At 64.0% G+C, this 17,463-nt stretch carries 18 protein-coding genes and 1 pseudogene; 17 read left to right on the top strand and 2 right to left on the bottom strand.

All coding sequences use genetic code 11. The annotated features are described in order from the left end of the window. Window positions 1–1,770, top strand: a pseudogene (locus GT613_RS14060) (AAA family ATPase); the annotation flags it as partial. 240 nt (window positions 1,771–2,010) lie between these two features. On the opposite strand, the gene GT613_RS14055 reads toward GT613_RS14060, so the two are convergent. Next, the gene (locus tag GT613_RS14055; protein WP_009609139.1) at window positions 2,011–2,364 is read right to left on the bottom strand and encodes a hypothetical protein; all 354 of its coding nucleotides are present in this window, start codon (window positions 2,362–2,364) and stop codon (window positions 2,011–2,013) included. A gap of 111 nt (window positions 2,365–2,475) precedes the next feature. Between GT613_RS14055 and GT613_RS14050 the strand changes: the two genes are divergently transcribed. The 5 genes from GT613_RS14050 (at window position 2,476) to GT613_RS14030 (ending at window position 6,562) form a co-directional block, all read left to right on the top strand. Further along, entirely contained in the window at window positions 2,476–2,817 is a 342-nt protein-coding gene (locus GT613_RS14050) for a PadR family transcriptional regulator (RefSeq protein WP_009304499.1), read from the top strand. Further along, window positions 2,810–3,361 (top strand): DUF2812 domain-containing protein, encoded by a 552-nt coding sequence (locus GT613_RS14045; RefSeq protein WP_009304498.1) that lies wholly within the window; start codon window positions 2,810–2,812, stop codon window positions 3,359–3,361. Before GT613_RS14050 ends, GT613_RS14045 begins: the two co-directional genes overlap by 8 nt. Before the next feature lie 53 nt (window positions 3,362–3,414). Beyond that, window positions 3,415–4,335, top strand: coding sequence for a signal recognition particle-docking protein FtsY (ftsY, locus tag GT613_RS14040; RefSeq protein ID WP_009304497.1), 921 nt, complete (start codon window positions 3,415–3,417; stop codon window positions 4,333–4,335). Window position 4,336: 1 nt separating this feature from the next. Continuing rightward, window positions 4,337–5,323, top strand: coding sequence for an MBL fold metallo-hydrolase (locus tag GT613_RS14035; RefSeq protein WP_009304496.1), 987 nt, complete (start codon window positions 4,337–4,339; stop codon window positions 5,321–5,323). Between the two features lie 93 nt (window positions 5,324–5,416). Continuing rightward, on the top strand, window positions 5,417–6,562 hold the full coding sequence (locus GT613_RS14030; RefSeq protein WP_009304495.1) for a HipA family kinase: 1,146 nt from the start codon (window positions 5,417–5,419) through the stop codon (window positions 6,560–6,562). Window positions 6,563–6,618: 56 nt separating this feature from the next. Here GT613_RS14030 and GT613_RS15585 read toward each other — a convergent pair whose 3' ends face one another. Then, complete coding sequence (locus tag GT613_RS15585) at window positions 6,619–6,834, bottom strand: helix-turn-helix domain-containing protein (RefSeq protein WP_009304494.1); 216 nt, start codon at window positions 6,832–6,834, stop codon at window positions 6,619–6,621. Window positions 6,835–6,976: 142 nt separating this feature from the next. Here GT613_RS15585 and GT613_RS14020 point away from each other — a divergent pair, with 142 nt between their 5' ends. The 11 genes from GT613_RS14020 to glyS all read left to right on the top strand — a co-directional run bounded on the left by GT613_RS14020 (window position 6,977) and on the right by glyS (window position 17,460). After that, window positions 6,977–7,846 (top strand): hypothetical protein, encoded by an 870-nt coding sequence (locus GT613_RS14020; RefSeq protein ID WP_157011139.1) that lies wholly within the window; start codon window positions 6,977–6,979, stop codon window positions 7,844–7,846. Between the two features lie 1,054 nt (window positions 7,847–8,900). Continuing rightward, window positions 8,901–10,319: a signal recognition particle protein gene (gene ffh / locus GT613_RS14015; protein WP_009304492.1), complete on the top strand. Its 1,419-nt coding sequence runs from the start codon at window positions 8,901–8,903 to the stop codon at window positions 10,317–10,319. 80 nt (window positions 10,320–10,399) lie between these two features. Next, entirely contained in the window at window positions 10,400–10,906 is a 507-nt protein-coding gene (locus GT613_RS14010; protein WP_086414632.1) for a GNAT family N-acetyltransferase, read from the top strand. A 380-nt stretch (window positions 10,907–11,286) separates the two neighbouring features. After that, a complete protein-coding gene (gene rpsP, locus GT613_RS14005; protein ID WP_009304490.1) occupies window positions 11,287–11,532 on the top strand; it encodes a 30S ribosomal protein S16 in 246 nt (81 codons plus the stop codon). A 5-nt stretch (window positions 11,533–11,537) separates the two neighbouring features. Continuing rightward, the gene (locus tag GT613_RS14000) at window positions 11,538–11,792 is read left to right on the top strand and encodes a KH domain-containing protein (RefSeq protein WP_009304489.1); all 255 of its coding nucleotides are present in this window, start codon (window positions 11,538–11,540) and stop codon (window positions 11,790–11,792) included. 45 nt (window positions 11,793–11,837) lie between these two features. Then, a complete protein-coding gene (locus GT613_RS13995) occupies window positions 11,838–12,314 on the top strand; it encodes a ribosome maturation factor RimM (protein WP_229068478.1) in 477 nt (158 codons plus the stop codon). 40 nt (window positions 12,315–12,354) lie between these two features. Continuing rightward, window positions 12,355–13,077, top strand: a complete 723-nt coding sequence (gene trmD, locus GT613_RS13990; RefSeq protein WP_009304487.1) for a tRNA (guanosine(37)-N1)-methyltransferase TrmD — start codon at window positions 12,355–12,357, stop codon at window positions 13,075–13,077. Further along, complete coding sequence (gene lepB / locus GT613_RS13985) at window positions 13,074–13,640, top strand: signal peptidase I (RefSeq protein ID WP_009304486.1); 567 nt, start codon at window positions 13,074–13,076, stop codon at window positions 13,638–13,640. Before trmD ends, lepB (GT613_RS13985) begins: the two co-directional genes overlap by 4 nt. A 157-nt stretch (window positions 13,641–13,797) precedes the next feature. Further along, window positions 13,798–14,364 (top strand): signal peptidase I, encoded by a 567-nt coding sequence (gene lepB / locus GT613_RS13980; RefSeq protein WP_009304485.1) that lies wholly within the window; start codon window positions 13,798–13,800, stop codon window positions 14,362–14,364. 46 nt (window positions 14,365–14,410) lie between these two features. Next, window positions 14,411–15,373, top strand: a complete 963-nt coding sequence (locus GT613_RS13975; RefSeq protein WP_009304484.1) for a glycine--tRNA ligase subunit alpha — start codon at window positions 14,411–14,413, stop codon at window positions 15,371–15,373. Continuing rightward, window positions 15,370–17,460, top strand: a complete 2,091-nt coding sequence (gene glyS, locus GT613_RS13970) for a glycine--tRNA ligase subunit beta (protein ID WP_161172679.1) — start codon at window positions 15,370–15,372, stop codon at window positions 17,458–17,460. The genes GT613_RS13975 and glyS overlap by 4 nt, the downstream gene beginning before the upstream one ends. The last annotated feature ends 3 nt before the right edge of the window (window positions 17,461–17,463 follow it).

The following is a 17,463-nucleotide window of genomic DNA, read 5'->3' as shown; positions in this document are numbered from 1 at the left end:
GGCCTCGGGCGCGCGCTCGTCGACGAGCTGGCGTACGCGGACGAGGACGCCGCGGCGGTGGAAGCGCTGCTGGGAGACGTGGCGGTATGCGACGACGTCGACGCGGCGTTCGCCGCGCATGCGCGCGGGGCGGAAGGCGTGCGTTTCGTGACGCGCGGCGGATGCGTCGTGTGGCCGAACGGCAAGGTGACCTTGGGCGCCGCGGCGGTTGACGACGAGGAAGGCGTGCTCGCGCGCGCTCGCCGCCTGGAGGAGCTGCGCGCGCAGCTGCGCGCCGCGGAGAGCGAGCGGGCGAGCGCGGAGGAGCGTGCGGCGGCAGCCGAGGAGGCTCTGCGCGCAGCGCAAGGCGAGAGCCTGCGCCTGTCGCAGGAGCTGGCCGAGCTGCGCGGCAAGACCGATTCGGCTCGCGCCGAGGCGCGTCGCGCCGAAGAGAAGCTGGCGGCCGTGCGCCGCGAGTTCGAGGACATCGAGCGCCAGCGCGGCGAGGCCGAGCGCACCGTGGCCCAAGCGCGTCCCTCGGTGGAGGCGCTCGGGCAGAAGCTGGCCGCTCTCAAGCAGGAGCTGGAGTCGGCAGCCGCGCGCTACGAGGAAGCGCAGGAGGCGGTGGTGCCGCTTCGCAAGGAGGCCGCGCGCCTGCGCGACGCGCTGTCCGAAGCCAAGCTCAAGGCCGCCACGCTTTCCGAGCGGCAGACGTACACGAGCCGCGTGGTGGACGCGCGCACGCGCGATTTGGAGGCCGTGGCATCGAGCGACGCCGAGGCGCGCGAGAGCCTTGTGAAGAAGCAGGTGGCGCAGCGGCGCATCGAGCCCTTGCTCGCGCTGTTCGAAGAGCTCGTGGCCAGCGCCCGTCGCTGGACGCGCGACCTCGAGGAGGCGGCCACCGCTGCGCAGGATTCCTCGACGGGCCTGCACAACGCCGTGAACGAGGCGCGCGCCCGAGCGCGAGCCGCCCACGACGCCTTCGACGACGCCAACGCGCGCCTGTCCGCCGCGCGCGTGGACAAGGGACGCTTGGAGGTGCAGGTGGACGCGGCGGTGAACGCCATCGTCCACGACTGCAAGGTTCCGCTCGACCGCGCGCTCGAGACGCCGGAGCTGGAGGATCGCGGCGCCACCGAGGACGCGGCGTTCAAGCTGCGACGCCGCATCGCGAACATGGGCACCATCAACCCGGACGCCGCCGAGGAGTACGAGCAGCTCAAGACGCGCTACGACTACCTGGCTGCGCAGCTTTCGGACCTGGACGGCGCGCGCCGCTCGCTCGCCAAGATCGTCCGCGTCATCGACGCGCGCATGAAGGACGACTTCGTACGCACCTTCGACGCGGTGAACAAGAACTTCAGCGAGATATTCGCCGTGCTGTTCCCGGGCGGTTCGGCCGAGCTCACGCTCGTGGATCCCGACGATTTGGAGAATACGGGCGTGGAGGTGACGGCGCAGCCTCGCGGCAAGCGCATCACGAAGATGATGCTCATGTCGGGCGGCGAGAAGTCGCTCACGGCGCTCGCGCTCCTGTTCGCGGTGTACCGCATCCGCACGACGCCGTTCTACATCCTCGACGAGGTGGAGGCCGCGCTCGACGACTCGAACCTGCGCCGTCTCACGATGTACCTCGACACGCTTCGCGACACCACGCAGCTCATCATGATCACGCACCAGCGGCGCACCATGGAGATGGCCGATATGCTGTTCGGCGTGTCCATGCAGGCGGACGGCGTGACGAAGGTAGTCAGCCAGAAGCTCGAGAACGCGCTGCGGCACGCGGAATAGCTTTTGACCTGCGTGTTGCGAAGGCCGGCGGGCATGCCGTGCTCAAACAGTCCTGAGCTCGCACGAAACGCCCGCTGGGCGTTTCGGCTCGTGCGGAACTGCGCGCGGCACGCCCGCCGGCCTTCCTTCATGTAGAACGCGTTCCGAACCGGTGACGTTTCGAGCTTCTGGCTGCGAGAGGAGGAGATGAGGATGAGACGGAGGGGCGGGGTAAGTGTCTCATCCTCCGGTTGCGGATCGCTACTTCACTAGCACGTGGACGATGGTGGCGGCTGCCCAGAGGAACAGCAGCACGCAGTTGGTCTTCGCTAGCACGTCGAGCACCTTGTTAGACAGCTTCTCGCCTTTGATCAGCACGTCCGCGTTCAACAGCGAGAACATGAGTATCACGAGCGAATAGCTGGACATGTTGCCCTCGTTGCCCGTGAAAAGGGAGTGGAAGAACCCGATCCACAGAAGGGGCAGGGCGATCAGCGTGATGATCCGGAACGCCCGGTTGCCGCGCTCCTTGCCCCAAGGGGAGCTTTCTCCTGATGCGAAATTTCCTGCTGCCTGCTCGCTTGCAGCCGACGCTTCCAAACGCTCTTCAGCCATGATGGGACGCTCCATTTCCAGATAGAGTATAGTGGGAAGATCGAAGATTGTTCGCTTGCAAGCAGGCTCATTGTAGCATAGTATCCATCATGGATATACGAGAGGAACGAAATGGCGAAGAAGAGCCCGTACGAGACGGGGGAGCTGTCCGACAGCATCTTCCTGATCCTGCTGGCTACGCTCGAGCCGGTGCACGGCTACCGGATCATGCAGGGCGTCGAGGAGTCCACGGACGGCGCGGTGAAGATCGGGCCGGCCACCATGTACACGACGCTCAAGAAGCTCAAGGCGGCGGGGTGGATCGTCGAGATCGCCGAGGACGAGAGCCGCATCCTGTACGCGGCCACCGACGAGGGGCGCGCGGTGCTCGAGCGCGATTTCGTTCGGCGCAAGCGGCTGGTCGCCTTCGCGGAGGCGCAGCTGGGAGAGGCGGGCGAGGAGAACCATGGCTAGATACCGGTTGTGCGGCGGGTTGGCCATTATGCCGGAGCACGACATGGCGATGCTCGCGGACATGAGCGCGCGGGGATGGCATCTGAGCGGGTTCTCGTGCGGGATCCTGTACCGCTTCGAGGCGGGCGAGCCCCATGCTTACGACTACGCGGTGGACTTCCAGCGCGACTTCTCGGCGGAGGCGCAGGAGCTGTACCGCATCGGCGGCTGGCAGAGCGTGGCGCTGGGGTCGTCGTGGCAGATCGTGCGCGCCGAGGCCGGCGCCGTCCCGCTGTACACCGACGACGACGCGCAGGCCGAGACGATCGGCGCGAGCCGGGCGGGCTTGGGCTGGGCGGCGCTCGTCTGCGCGCTGGCGGCGGCGCTGCTCTTCGCGTTGCAGGCGCGGCTCTCCGCCCAAGGCAACGTGCCGGGGTCGTGGGCGTGCCTCGCGGCCTGCGCGGTGTTCGCCGCCGGGTTCGTGTTCTCGTTCTTCCCCTTCGTCGGCTATACGCGCTCGTTGCGCAAGATGCGCAGGGAGCAGGAGGAGGATCCGCGCCGCTGACGCGCGGCCCTATTTGGGATACACTGTTCAGGCGACCAAGAAAGGAGCCCGACATGGGATTTTTCGATAGGATCAGCGAGGGGCTTACCCGCTCGCGCGACAAGTTCAAGGAGCAGATGAACGTCCTGCTCGACCGCGGCCCCGATCTCGACGAGGAGTTCTGGGACGGCCTCGAGGAGACGCTCATCCTGGCCGACGTCGGGGGCGCCGCGGCCGCCGAGATCGTGGAGGGTCTGCGCGATCAGGCCACGCGCAAGGCGCTGCCCGACGCCTACGCCGTGCTCGACCTGCTGAACGACCAGATCGCCTCCACGTTCACGGAAGGCGGCGAGGACGTGCTGGGCGGTCAGCCCGCGCTCGTGCTGTTCGTGGGCATCAACGGTACCGGCAAGACCACCACGGTGGGCAAGCTGGCGAAGGAGGCGACCGATGCAGGCCGCACGGTCATCCTCGGCAGCGCCGACACGTTCCGCGCGGCGGCCATCGAGCAGCTGGAGGTGTGGGCGGAGCGCGCGAACGTCGAGGTGGTCACCCGCGAGCGCGGCAGCGATCCGGCCAGCGTGTGCTACGACACCATCGAGCGCGCCGAGAGCCGCGGCGCCGACCTCGTGCTCATCGACACGGCGGGGCGCCTTCACACGTCGGCCGACCTCATGCGCGAGCTGGAGAAAGTGGTGAACGTGGTGCGCAAGCGTTCGCAGCTGCCTGTGTACACCGTGCTGGTCACCGATGCCACCACCGGCCAGAACGGCCTTTCTCAGGCGCGCGAGTTCGACCGCGCGCTCGATTTGGACGGCGTCATCGTCACGAAGCTCGACGGCACCGCCAAGGGCGGCATCGCGCTGGCCGTGTCCCACGAACTGGGGCTTCCCGTGCTCAAGATCGGCGTGGGCGAGGGATTGGACGACCTGCGCGACTTCGACGCGCACGATTTCGCCCGCGCGCTCGTAGGCGAGTTCGACGAGCGGGCGTAGCATGGCGTTCGTCCAGGTCCATCATGACCCCGACGTGCTCGAGGTGCGCGTGCCGTTTCAGAACATCTCCACGAACGACACGAACTGTTACATCGTGAAGGACGGCGACGAGACGCTCGTCATCGACACCGGAGCGCCGTCGGACGAGGGCTTCGCTATCCTCGATGCTGCGTTGACCGAGCTCGATGTCGACCGCACGCGGATGCGCTTCTTCCTCACGCACCTGCATCTCGACCATGCGGGGCTGGTCGACCGCTTGGCGCTGCCCGGCGCGAAGCTGTACGTGAGCCCCGTGGACTTCGAGTCGGTGCGCGCGTCGCGCGCGGCTTCATCCTATGATGCGGCGCGGCGCGCGTTCACGGCCGAGGGCGTGCCGCCGTCCGACGCGTCGGGGTACGCGCGCTACGCCGTGGAGCCGCGCCTGTTCGACGCCTCGCGACTGGAGCTCGTGGCGTCGTGCGACGGCGATGCCATCGAGGTGGGGCGCTACCGGTTTCGCGTGGTGGAGACGCCCGGACACACGCCCGGGCACTTGGCGCTCTACGAGCCCGAATCGCGCATCCTGTTCGGCGGCGACCACGTGCTGTTCGTCATATCGCCCAGCATCGCGCTGTTCCCCGACGGAGCGGACGGGTTGCAGGCCTACCTCGACAGCCTGGACAAGGTGCGGGCGCTGCGCTGCGAGAAACTGTTCGTCGCGCACGGCGAGCCGCGCGACGATTTCGACGAGCGCATCGGCTGGCTGCGCGATCACCACCTGGAGCGCCTGGAGGAGACGTGCGGCATCGTGCGCGACCGGCCGGGGCTGGCCGGCGAGGAGGTCATCCGCGCCATCAAGTGGAACGTCCCGTATCCCACCTGGGAGGAGATATCCTTTGTGCAGCGCTGGTGCATCGTCACCGAGGGCGTCGTCATCCTCAACCACCTGGTCGGCAGCGGCGCCATCCGCCGCGAGAAGGACGAATCGGGGATCAATCGGTATTTCTAAAGGGCGGCGTATCCGAGCGCGAGACGCCTTTCGGCGCCGTACGTTGGAAAAGCGTTCCGAACGCGCTTCGCGGCGCGATGGTAGAATGAGCGCATGGAGGAAACGCGGACATACCTGCTGAAGCTCTACGACGACGACCTCGCGTCGTTCACCTTGGTGCGCGACGCGAGCGGCGCCGTGCGTTGCGCGAGCGCGGAATGCGACGAGTCGGAGCGCGGGCTGCTGCCGTTTCGCGTGACGGGCGACGCGGCTTCGTTCGAGCGGTGGATCGAATCGCGCACCCTTTCGAAGAACCGGACGTTCGCCTCCCGTATCGTGCGCCAGTACGGCATACGGTTCGACGACGCGATGCAGATGCTCGACGCGTGCAACGGCCTTTCGCTCAACGATGCGTATTGGGTCGTTCCCGACGGGTCGAAGGCGATGTTCGCGGAGAAGAACCTGTACGAGAATCCGTTCGACGAGCTCGTCGCCACGGCGGCGTTCTCGGGCGTGATCGACACGTCGAGGGTGCCGGAGGGACTGTCGGGCGAGCTGACCACGAGCGGCCAGTTTCCGAAAGCCTGGCGCGTCGTCGACGGCGAGCGCTATCTGTACAAGGCCGGCGCTCCCAACTCGAACGGGCTCGAGCCCCATGCCGAGTACTATGCGGCGCAGCTGGCCGAAGCCCTGGGCTTTTCCCATGCGTCCTACGATCTGGCGCGATGGCATGGCGAGTTGTGCAGCGCCAGCCCCTTGTTCACGAGTCGCGACACCGGCTTCGCGACGTTCTCCAGCATGTTCGGCACGCTGTCGTTCGACGAGGTGGCGGCGGTCTACGTCGAACAGGGGACGGAGGCGTTCGAGCGTTTCTCGGAAATGACGGTCTTCGACGCGCTGATCGCCAACGACGATCGTCATCTTGGGAACTTCGGATTCCTGTTCGACAACCGGACGCGCTCGCTCGTTTCCGCTGCGCCCATCTTCGACAACAACCTGTCGCTGTTCATCCGCGACATCGACGCGGGTTTGACGGCTTCCGACCTGGATCGATCAGCCGCGTGGTACAAGAGCCCGTCGAACGTGCTGCTGGATTATCAGGCGAAACGCGTGATGACGGACGACCTGCGCGATCGTCTCGCGACGCTGCGCGGCTTCGAGTTTGCTCCGCACTCCGACTTCCCGCTCGACGAGCGGTATACGGAGCTTTTGAACGGCTACATCCGCTTGCGGTTGGAAGCGTTGTTGGGACTGTCCTGATCTTGCGTTCCTGAAGATTATGGCGTGGTTGAATCGGCTGTCTGCAAAGCTGGTTTTTAGAAATCTATGAGATCTTTGACCTTGATATCGAGTCCATCGGCAATCCTGCACAAGAGATCGATCCCGACGCTCACCTGGCCGCACTCGATTTGCCATAAGTGAGTTTGGTTCGTACCCACCATAAGAGCGAAACGACGTTGGGAAAGGTGTTGCTCCTCGCGCAGCATCTTTATTGTCTTGCCCAGTATTATTCTACGGCCGTCGCTTTTCATGGTTTCAGAGTATGTGCTACACTTCCTTTGATGACTTGCTATAACAAGTCATCAAAGGAAGTGTACAAGGCTCGGATTAATTCGATTAGAGCGACTAGTGGAAAGCAGTTGCGCTTTGTTAAGGAGGGGCGGAGTGAAAACGATGAGGGGTCTAACGACTGCTTTTAGCTTGATCGCTGTACTTTGCTTGTTCGGATGTTCGGGCAACGGAGTCCATGATGCAGGTGATGAAGAGCAAGAAGATGCTAATTTGCAACCTGCGTTCGTGTTAAAAAGCATCGATGCTCACGCTACAATTCATGATGGTAGTGCGGTCAACGTGGTTCAGAATATAGCAACCATGGAACTCGACGATAGAGGAAATGTTATCCGAGCGGTTTATCGCAACCAGGACAGCGGCTCCGATATCGTGGTCGTCGAGTCGGAGTTCGATGAGAGGGGTTTTCCAGTCGGACGAATCGTTGAGAAGAAGTTGTCAGACGAAACTGCAGGTACCGTCGTAACTTCGACGAGGTTCCAATGCACTCCGGACGGCGAAGGGCGACTATTAAGTGCTGAGTGGGAATCTGAAGTGAGCTTTGGCTCCGATAAAGTTACTCGTGCTTCTGGCGTGGATCGCTACTCGTATAGTCCAGAAGGTGGTTTGGCGGAAATATCAAGCGAATCGAAAACGGAAAATGGGGAAAGCTATGCGAGATCGTCGTGTTATGACGAAACCGGGTTTCTTATCGGCGTGAGCGGCAACTACGAAGATGATAGCTACTCGAAGTCATGCGAATACGATGAGTCTGGTAGATTGGTCGCTGTTTCTGTATCTCAAGAAGGTCTTGGAGTGATTGAGGAGCGCGCTTTCGCTTATGATGACTACGGAAATCTCAAATCCATTTCGATAGCTAATGCATATGCTTCAGCTTACTCTTTTGAGTATGAATACCAAAAAGTAGAAAATCCTTCAACAATGGCTTCGATTCTGTCGCGTGCAGGACAGACGATGTTTGGCCAATTGACGTAGAATGCGCTACCGCATAAGTTTTTCGTATCCAACGCTCTTGTGAAAGTGCATCTGAAAAATGAATAGAGGAACGGCTTTGAAGATCTTTTACTTTTTCGAAAGGGATGTCGATCGAGGTTCGGGTAGCTTTGCTGCGGGATGCTTGTTGGCAGTGTTGTCCATAGTCTTTATGATAGGCGTTCCTGCGCTTTTGCCCGCGTATTTCATGTCCTACAGCATAGAAGAAGCTGAGAAGGTCGCTATGGCTTTCGTGTTAGGGAGTGGTTTGCTGACCCTTGTGATTGCTGCGACTGCCTTGACTTTATGTTGTAAGACGAGCAGAAGCTTTTCAGACCTTTTCATATCTTGTTTCTGTCCGACCGCAGTCGTTTCAAGCATCGTCTATTGTGCTGGCTATTGGACTGCCGAAGGGCATACGAGTGATGCTGATATTGTCCCTATGATATTCTCGAGTTTGATCATGTGCTTGCCGATGTTCGCGATACCGGCAGGTATTGCCGCGTCGATAGTATTCTTGATTATTCGCAGGAAAGCTCATGTATGTTAAAACGGTGGGGCAGAAATGAGAGCCTGTCGTCATTTTCCTTCCGCTGCGTTCTGTCGAAGGGTTCGCGCGCGTTTGCTCTGACGGTCGTGGACAGGTGACATTTTGCGACGAGTACTATGGTGATACGTTCTGCGGAAGCATTTCTTTTGGGTACGATGCAAGAGGAAATCTGGAACGCATGGAATACGAAAACGGATCGTGCGTTACGTTTGAGTACGAAGAAGAAAACGAGCTCCATCCTTTCGATCTTGCGATTTCCAGGGTGATTCCGATGAAGAGCTTATAACCGTCCGAACGCGTTGGTTTGCTCGATGGCAATAAAGTATTCCGAATGCGGAATACTTTATTGTTTCCTGTTTGAAAAAGTATTCCGCAACGGATGCCTCCGCGGCGGATGGTTCTGACGAGCGCTCGGATTGCTTGTGTGTTTGTGGCTCGGCGGGTCTTGCTGGCGTATAATTCCATGCATTACGCTCAATCGACGCATACGACGAGGAGTCATCTACCATGCTCGAGAACCTATCGACGCGCCTGCAGGGCATATTCAGCGGTCTGCGCGGCAAGGGTCGCCTGACCGAGGACGATATCAACGACGCCATGCGCGAGATCCGCATGGCGCTTCTGGAAGCGGACGTCAACTTCAAGGTGGTGAAGTCGTTCGTCGCCCGCACGAAGGAGCGCTGCCTCGACGCCGAGGTGCTCGATTCGCTCACGCCGGCGCAGAACGTCATCAAGATCGTGCTCGACGAGCTGACCGAGCTGTTGGGCCGCACCGACAGCAAGCTCGTCCTGAGCAGCCGCATCCCCAACGTCATCATGCTGGTAGGCCTGCAGGGCTCCGGCAAGACGACGGCTGCCGCGAAGCTGGCCTACCGCCTGAAGCAGGAGAACCATTCGCCCCTGCTCGTGGCCTGCGACGTGTACCGCCCCGCCGCGGCCGACCAGCTGGAAACCCTCGGCGGCGAGATCGGCGTGCGCGTGTACCGCGGCGACGGCCAGGATCCGGTGAAGATCGCGCAGGAGGGCATCCAGGACGCCATCGACAACCTGCGCGACGTGGTCATCGTGGACACGGCGGGCCGTCTGCACGTGGACGACGAGATGATGGACGAGGCCGAGAACATCAAGCGCGCCGTGAAGCCCGACCAGATCCTCATGGTGGTGGACGCCATGACCGGCCAGGACGTGGTGAACGTGGCCAGCGCGTTCTCCCAGCGCGTCGACTTCGACGGCGTCATCATGTCGAAGATGGACGGCGACGCCCGCGGCGGCGGCGCGCTTTCCATCAAGCAGGTCACCGGCAAGCCTATCAAGTTCATCTCGTCCGGCGAGAAGCCGGACTCGCTCGAAGAGTTCCACCCCGACCGCATGGCGAAGCGCATCCTGGGGATGGGCGACGTGGTCAGCCTCATCGAGAGCGCCGTCAAGGTGCAGCAGGAGGAAGTGGAGCAGGAGCAAGCCGAGCGCATGATGCGCGCGAACCTCACGCTCAACGACTTCATCGATATGAACCGACAGATCCGCAAGATGGGCGGCGTGTCGAAGCTGCTGTCGGCCTTGCCGGGCGGCGACAAGGCCATGGCCGCCGGCCAGGTGGACGAGAATGCGTTCGACCACATGGAGGTCATCATCAACTCCATGTCGAAGGCCGAGCGCGAGAAGCCCGAGCTGTTGAACGGCTCGCGCCGCGCGCGCATCGCGGCCGGTGCAGGCGTGAGCGTCTCGGACGTGAACCAGCTCATGAAGAAGTTCAACGAGACGAAGAAGATGATGAAGAAGATGATGCCTGCCGTGGAGGAGATGCAGGGCGGCAAGAAGGGGAAGAAGGGGAAGAAAGGCCGCAGGCGCCGCATGGGACTGCCCGGCGGCATGGGCGGCATGAACATGGCCGACCTCAAGAAGCTCCAGGACATGCTGGGCGAGTAGCGGTTCGTCCTCGTAGGATCGATCGGGCGCGAGGTTCCGCAAGGGTTCTTCTCGCGCACACGCAACGAAAGGAGGCGCATATGGCGTTGGAGATACGGCCGTACCGCGAGGAGGATCTCGCGGGCATGATCAAGGTATGGAACGAAGTAGTGGAGGCGGGGGAGGCGTTCCCGCAAGTCGAGCCCCTCACCATGGAGACGGCACGCGCGTTCTTCGCCGAGCAGACGCTGACCACAGTGGCCGCGATCGACGACAAGCTGTTCGGCCTGTACATCCTGCATCCGAACAACGTGGGGCGCTGCGTGCACGTGGCCAACGCCAGCTACGCCGTGGCGTCCAGCGCGCGCGGCTTGGGGCTGGGCCGCGAGCTCGTGAAGGACTCGCTCTCGCAGGCCGCCCGCAAGGGCTTCCGCGGCTTGCAGTTCAACGCCGTGGTGGCTTCGAACGAGGCCGCCATCCACCTGTACGAGGACCTCGGATTCACGCGCGTGGGCACCATACCCGGCGGCTTCTGCAGCATACTGGGCAATTTCGAGGACATGCACATCTACTACAAGGATTGCTTCGGCGCGGCGCTTCCCAGCTGAGGCTAGCCACGCGCCCGGTCCGAGCGCGCCTTGTAGCCATAGCGCCCGCATCGCCGTCGCGGCGTTCGCATCGCCGTCGCGCCGCCCGCGTTGTCGCCCGAAACGGACGGAATCACAGCCTAAACCGTACGTTTTGGGCGACGATGCGCGCGAAGTGCCCGGTTCTCCTGCAAAAGAGGCGTTTTGCCGCCAAACGTGGGATTTTCGAGGATGCGGGAGGTCGGGGATGCGCTCGTAAGTCCGGCGCGTTACAATTCTGCTTGGTAATCGCTTGTCAAACAGCAGATTACGCCGTATCATAAGCAATTGCTGTTTTCGCTGCACCGCATACGCGCTGCACGCATCGAATCGAATGTAAGAAGCAAAAGGAGTTCATCTTCATGGCAGTCAAAATTCGCCTGGCCCGTCACGGCGCCAAGAAGCGCCCGTACTACCGCATCGTCGTTGCCGATTCCCGCTGCCCGCGCGACGGCAAGTTCATCGAGGAAGTGGGTCGCTACAACCCCTGCACCGAGCCTGCCATGGTGCAGTTCGACCTGGAGAAGGTCGACCAGTGGATCAAGAACGGCGCCCAGCCGACCGATACGGTTGCCAGCCTGCTGAAGCGCGCTCGCGAGAACGCGTAAGCATCATGGCCGAGCAGACGGAAGACATCGTCGGTCTCGTCGAGTCCGTCGTGCGCCCGCTCGTCGAGTTTCCCGACGATCTGGAGATCACGTCGAGCGATGCCGAGGACGGTTCTATTCTCGTCGAAGTTCGCGTGAACGAAGAAGATGCCGGCAAGGTCATCGGTCGCCAGGGGCGGGTCATCAAGGCCATCCGCACGTTGGCGCGTGCCGCTGCATCGCGTACGAACACCCATGTCGAAGTGGAGCTTCTCGACTAAATGCGTACGTGGGCGAACGTTGCCGAGCTATCTAAAACGAAGACCTTGACAGGAGGGCTCGTCGCGCGCTGCGCGCCGGGTCTTCCTTTTTTGCTGGAAGAGGGCATGGAGGTGGCCTTCGTGCCGCCTCGGCACGATGCGCCGCGCCGCGCGCGCGTGTTGTCCGTGCAGGACGCGGGCAGAGACGCCTTCCTCGTGACGTTCGAAGGCGTCGACTCCATCGACGTCGCCGAGCTGCTGGTGGGGTGCAGCTGCCTCGTGCGCCGCGCCGATCTGCCCGAAAGCGCGCTGGCCGCCGAGGCCGACGGCTTGGAAGGCTTCGAAGTGCGCGACGCGCGCGCGGGCTTCGTGGGCGTCGTGGAGTCGGTGGTGGAGAATCCCGGGCAGTTCCTGCTGAGCGTCGCGCCCGCCGACGGGGGCAGGCGCGTGCTCGTGCCGCTCGTGGACGCGCTGGTCGTCGGTTTGGACGAGGACGCGCGCCGCATCGACGTCGACTTGCCGGACGGCCTGCTGGACCTGTAGCGGGCCGCGCCCTCGCCCCCGCACCCGAAAGGACCCGCCCGTGATCATCGAAACGTTGTCGACGTTCCCCGACATGTACGCCTCCGTCATGGGCTCCTCCATGATGCGCATCGCCCAGGAGAAGGGTATCCTCGAGTTCAAGGCGCACGATCTGCGCGACTGGACCCACGATCGCCACCGCACCACCGACGACGACCCGTACGGGGGCGGCGACGGCCTGGTGATGAAGTGCGAGCCCATCTTCGAGGCCTACGACGACATAGCGGGCGCGGGCCCGCGCCCGACCACGGTGTTCCTGTCGCCGTGCGGCGAGCCGTTCACGGACGCCGTGGCGTGCGAGCTGTCGCGTGAGGAGCGCTTGCTGTTCGTGTGCGGCCACTACGAAGGCATCGACGAACGCGCCTACGCGCTGGCCGATCGCGTGATCTCGCTGGGCGACTACGTTCTGACCAGCGGGGAGCTGGCCTCCATGGTGGTCATCGACGCCGCCGTGCGCAAGCTGCCCGGCGTGCTGGGCGCCGAGACGGGCGCCCTGGGCGAGAGCTTCGCCGACGGCTTGTTGGAATATCCCCAGTACACGCGTCCGGCGACGTTTCGCGGCATGGGCGTGCCGCCGGTGCTGCTGTCGGGCAACCACGCGGCCGTAGCCGACTGGCGCCGCAAGCAGAGCCTCGAGCGCACCGCGCGCCTGCGACCCGATCTGCTCGAGGACGTCGATCTGAGCGCGGCCGATCGCGCCTATCTTAAGGATCTGGGCCTGTGAATTCCGGAGAGCACGCTGCGTACCAGAAGCCCGGCATCCTGCGCCGCTTCTTCGGCCTGCTCGCTTGGACGGGCTTCGTTGCGCTGCTGTCGTGGCTGACGTTCGTGTACGTGGGGCACGCTTATGCTGTTCCCACCGGCTCGATGGAAAAGACCATCATGACCGGCGACCGCGTGCTTGCTGAGAAGGTGAGCTACTACCTGCGTGACCCGGAGCCCGGCGACATCGTTATGTTCGAAGACCCCGATATCCCCGGCCGCCTGCTGCTCAAGCGCTGCATCGCCGTGGGCGGGCAGACCGTGGACATCAACGACGAGGACGGCCTCGTGTACGTGGACGGCGTCGCGCTGCGCGAGCCCTACACCGACGGCCTGCCCACGTACACGCTTGCCAGCGACGTCTCCTACCCCTACACGGTGCCCGAAGGCATGATGTGGATGATGGGCGACAACCGAACGAACTCGCAAGATTCGCGTTACTTCGGCGCCGTGTCCGTCGCGTCGGCGGAGGCGCGCAGCGTGGCGGTGCTCTGGCCCTTGGGCGACGTGGGCTTGCTGGGATAGCCTCCCGCCTCTCGCGTCGCGAGGGTTTCGCCCGGTGATCGGGAATTTCTGCAAACTTTGTCGAACGCGCCGGACGAATTGCGCCGACGCGCTATCATATACGCTCGTGATCTTGTTCGGGCGCCGAGCGCCCGCTTCGAAAGGATAGACAGACTACATGGATTCCGGACAGCACGCCGACCGCCAGAGCCCGGGCATACTCAGAACCTTCCTCAGCCTGCTGGTCATGGTGGCCTTCGTATTCGGGCTGTCGTGGGTGCTGCGCACGTACGTGTTCCAGGCTTACGAGATCCCCTCGGGCTCCATGGAGGAGACCATCATGGTGGGGGACATGGTGTTCTCCGAGAAGGTGAGCTACTACTTCCGCGACCCCGAGCCGGGCGATATCGTGACGTTCCAGGACCCCGAGATCCCCGGGCGCGTGCTCATCAAGCGCTGCATCGCCGTGGGCGGGCAGACCGTGGACATCAACGACGAGGACGGCCTTGTGTACGTGGACGGCGTGGCGCTGTCCGAACCGTACACCCGCGGTTTGCCCTCCTACACGCTGGCCAGCGACGTCTCCTATCCCTACACGGTGCCCGAGGGCTATCTGTGGATGATGGGGGACAACCGCACGAATTCGCAGGATTCTCGATTCTTCGGAGCCATACCCGTCTCCTCGGTGACGGGAAGGGGCGCTTTGGTGTACTGGCCGCTCAACGATTTCAGCCTACTCGACTAGCGCACGCGGCCGAGGGGGTACGGGTTTGATCGAGACAAGGAGAACCATGTCAACCGAACATGCATCCGCCGCTGCGGAGCAGGGGGCTGCAGCGCAGCTCCCTCCGACGTTCCAGGACGTCATCATGAACCTCCAGCGATACTGGGGGGACCAGGGCTGCGTCGTCTTGCAGCCCTACGACAACGAGGTGGGCGCCGGCACCAACGCCCCGGCCACCACGCTGCGCTCGCTTGGCCCCGACACGTGGCGCACCTGCTACGTGCAGGGCAGCCGCCGTCCGACGGACGGCCGCTACGGCGAGAACCCGAACCGCACCCAGCACTACTTCCAGTTCCAGGTGCTCATGAAGCCCTCGCCCGACAACATCCAGGAGCTGTACCTGGGGTCGTTGCGCGCCATCGGCATCGACGTGGACGCGCACGACGTGCGCTTCGTCGAGGACGACTGGGAAAGCCCCACGCTGGGCGCCTGGGGGCTGGGCTGGGAAGTGTGGATCGACGGCATGGAAGTGACGCAGTTCACCTACTTCCAGCAGGTGGGCGGCTTCGAGTGCAACCCCGTGCCGGTGGAGATCGCCTACGGCCTGGAGCGCCTGACGATGTACATCCAGGGCGTGGACAGCATGTTCGACATCGTGTGGAGCCGCGGCGCCGACGGCGTGAACTTCACCTACGGCGACGTGTACCTGGAGAACGAGCGCCAGTACTCGCGCTACAACTTCGAGGTGGCCGACACCGATTTCCTGTTCCAGGAGTTCAACGACCGCGAGGCCGAGTGCCTGCGCACGCTGGAGGCGGGCCTGCCGCTGCCGGCCTACGACAGCGTGCTGAAGTGCTGCCACGCGTTCAACCTGCTGGACGCGCGCGGCGTGATATCGGCCACCGAGCGCATGGCCTACATCCTGCGCGTGCGCACCATCGCCAAGGCGGTGTGCGCCTCGTACATGGAGCACGTGGTGGGCATCAAGCCCGCCGAGGACGACGAAGCAGGGAAGGAGGCCGGACGATGAGCAGCCTGCATACGCTTGCGTTCGAGATCGGCACCGAGGAGATTCCGGCGTTCGACCTGCACCGCGCGACCCTCCAGCTGGAGAAGCTGGTGCCCGAGGCCCTGGACGCGGTGCGCATCCCGCACGGCGACGTGGCCGTCTACACCACGCCGCGCCGGCTCATCGCCATCGTGGCCGATGTGGCCGACGAGACCGAGGCGCTCGAAGAGGTGTTCCGCGGCCCGTCCGCCAAGATCGCCTTCGACGCCGACGGCAACCCGACGAAGGCCGCCACGGGCTTCGCGCGCGGTAAGGGCGTGGACGTGGACGCGCTCGAACGCCGCGAGGAGAACGGCGTGGAGTATGTGTTCGCCACGAAGAGCATCGCCGCCCGCGACGTGGCCGAGCTGCTGCCCGGCGTGCTGGAAGGCGTGATCACGGGCATCTCGTGGCCGAAGTCGTGCCGCTGGGGCACCACGAGCGAGTACTTCTCGCGGCCGGTGCGCTGGCTCGTGGCGTTGTTGGACGAGCGCGTGATCCCCGTGCGGTTCGCGGGCCTTACGGCCGGCAACCTCACGCGCGGCCATCGCTTCCTAGCTCCCGGGCCGCACGAGGTGGCCACGGCCGCCGATCTGCTGGGCGTCGTCGAGGCTGCGCACGTGGTGTCGAGCGAGCAGGCGCGCGAGGCGGTCATCCGCGAGGGCGTGGCGCAGGCCGAGCAGCGCACGGGCGCCCGCGCCGAGCTTCCCGAGAAGACGCTTTTGGAGGTCGTGAACCTCTGCGAGCAGCCCACGGTGCTGGTGGGCACGTTCGACGAGGAGTTTCTGCGCGTCCCCGAGGAGATCATCGTCGACGCCATGCTCATGCACCAGCGTTACTTCCCGCTGTACGACGCGGACGGCAAGCTGACCAACAACTTCATCGTCGTGTCGAACGGCGACCCGGCGCACGCCGACACCATCACGGGCGGCAACGAGCGCGTGGTGCGCGCCCGCCTGTCCGACGCGAAGTTCTTCTACGAGGAGGATCTCAAGCATCCGCTGGAGACGTACGTCGACCGCCTGGACGAGGTGGTGTTCCAGGAGACGCTGGGCACCATGAAGGAGAAGGCCGACCGCATCGTGGCCCTGGCGAAGCATCTGGCCGCCGACGCGCAGCTGAGCGAGGCGGACGCCGCCGACGCCGAGCGCGCCGCGTACCTGGCGAAGGCCGACCTCGTGACGAACGCCGTGGTGGAGTTCACCAGCGTGCAGGGCGTCATGGGCTCCTACTACGCCGCCGCCTGCGGCGAGAGCGACCAGGTGGCCCGCGCCATCGCCGACCATTATCGCCCGCGCTTCTCCGGCGACGAGCCTCCCGCGTCGGACGTGGGACGGATCGTGGCCATGGCCGACAAGCTGGACACCGTCTGCGGCCTGTTCGCCGTGGGCCAGGGTCCCACCGGCTCGTCCGATCCGTTCGCGTTGCGCCGCAGCGCCATCGGCATCGTGGCCATGTTGGAAGCGGGCCTGCCCGTGTCGTTGGCCGCCGCCATCGATGCGGCGCTCGGCACCTACCAGGATGCCGGAATCGACTTCGACCGCGATGCGATCCGCGCCGAGGTGGCCGACTTCTTCGTGACGCGCACGAAGGTCATGCTGCGCGACGGCGGCTGCTCTCATGACACTATGGACGCCGTGTTGGCAACCGGCGTGGAGGAGCCTGCGCAGATCATCGCCCGCACTTATGTGCTTGAGGCGGAGCGTTTGGGTGCTCCCGAAGCGTTCGACGATTTGGCCACGGCCTACGCCCGTGCGAACAACCTGCGCGACGCCGATCTGGGCGTCGAGGTAGACGAAGCGCTGCTATCCGACGCCGAGCGCGCGCTTCTGGCCGCCACCGACGAGGCTGCTGCTTGCGTGAAGGAGGCTCTCGCTGTCGATCATTTCGGTGCCGCCCTCGCCGCCCTCGCGGCGCTGCGCGCGCCCATCGACGCGTTCTTCGAGGACGTGCTCATCATGGACGACGACCTCGCCCTGCGCGAGAACCGCCTGCGCCTGCTCAACCGTTTCGTCGCCGTGTTCGCCCATGTGGCCGACTTCGGCAAGATGGCCAAGGGCGCGAAGTAGCCC

It is taken from the genome of Eggerthella sp. BIOML-A4, assembly GCF_009875575.1.
GTDB classification, from domain to species: Bacteria; Actinomycetota; Coriobacteriia; order Coriobacteriales; family Eggerthellaceae; genus Eggerthella; species Eggerthella lenta.
Note: the sequence above shows the minus strand (reverse complement) of the source record. Positions and strands in the feature narration are given on the sequence as shown.

Excerpts from the sequence above, each read along its gene's own strand:
- GT613_RS14055 (WP_009609139.1), bottom strand. The coding sequence starts at position 2,364 with ATGGCTGAAGAGCGTTTGGAAGCGTCGGCTGCAAGCGAGCAGGCAGCA.
- GT613_RS14050 (WP_009304499.1), top strand. The coding sequence starts at position 2,476 with ATGGCGAAGAAGAGCCCGTACGAGACGGGGGAGCTGTCCGACAGCATC.
- GT613_RS14045 (WP_009304498.1), top strand. The coding sequence starts at position 2,810 with ATGGCTAGATACCGGTTGTGCGGCGGGTTGGCCATTATGCCGGAGCAC.
- ftsY (WP_009304497.1), top strand. The coding sequence starts at position 3,415 with ATGGGATTTTTCGATAGGATCAGCGAGGGGCTTACCCGCTCGCGCGAC.
- GT613_RS14035 (WP_009304496.1), top strand. The coding sequence starts at position 4,337 with ATGGCGTTCGTCCAGGTCCATCATGACCCCGACGTGCTCGAGGTGCGC.
- GT613_RS14030 (WP_009304495.1), top strand. The coding sequence starts at position 5,417 with ATGGAGGAAACGCGGACATACCTGCTGAAGCTCTACGACGACGACCTC.
- GT613_RS15585 (WP_009304494.1), bottom strand. The coding sequence starts at position 6,834 with ATGAAAAGCGACGGCCGTAGAATAATACTGGGCAAGACAATAAAGATG.
- GT613_RS14020 (WP_157011139.1), top strand. The coding sequence starts at position 6,977 with ATGAGGGGTCTAACGACTGCTTTTAGCTTGATCGCTGTACTTTGCTTG.
- ffh (WP_009304492.1), top strand. The coding sequence starts at position 8,901 with ATGCTCGAGAACCTATCGACGCGCCTGCAGGGCATATTCAGCGGTCTG.
- GT613_RS14010 (WP_086414632.1), top strand. The coding sequence starts at position 10,400 with ATGGCGTTGGAGATACGGCCGTACCGCGAGGAGGATCTCGCGGGCATG.
- rpsP (WP_009304490.1), top strand. The coding sequence starts at position 11,287 with ATGGCAGTCAAAATTCGCCTGGCCCGTCACGGCGCCAAGAAGCGCCCG.
- GT613_RS14000 (WP_009304489.1), top strand. The coding sequence starts at position 11,538 with ATGGCCGAGCAGACGGAAGACATCGTCGGTCTCGTCGAGTCCGTCGTG.
- lepB (WP_009304485.1), top strand. The coding sequence starts at position 13,798 with ATGGATTCCGGACAGCACGCCGACCGCCAGAGCCCGGGCATACTCAGA.
- GT613_RS13975 (WP_009304484.1), top strand. The coding sequence starts at position 14,411 with ATGTCAACCGAACATGCATCCGCCGCTGCGGAGCAGGGGGCTGCAGCG.
- glyS (WP_161172679.1), top strand. The coding sequence starts at position 15,370 with ATGAGCAGCCTGCATACGCTTGCGTTCGAGATCGGCACCGAGGAGATT.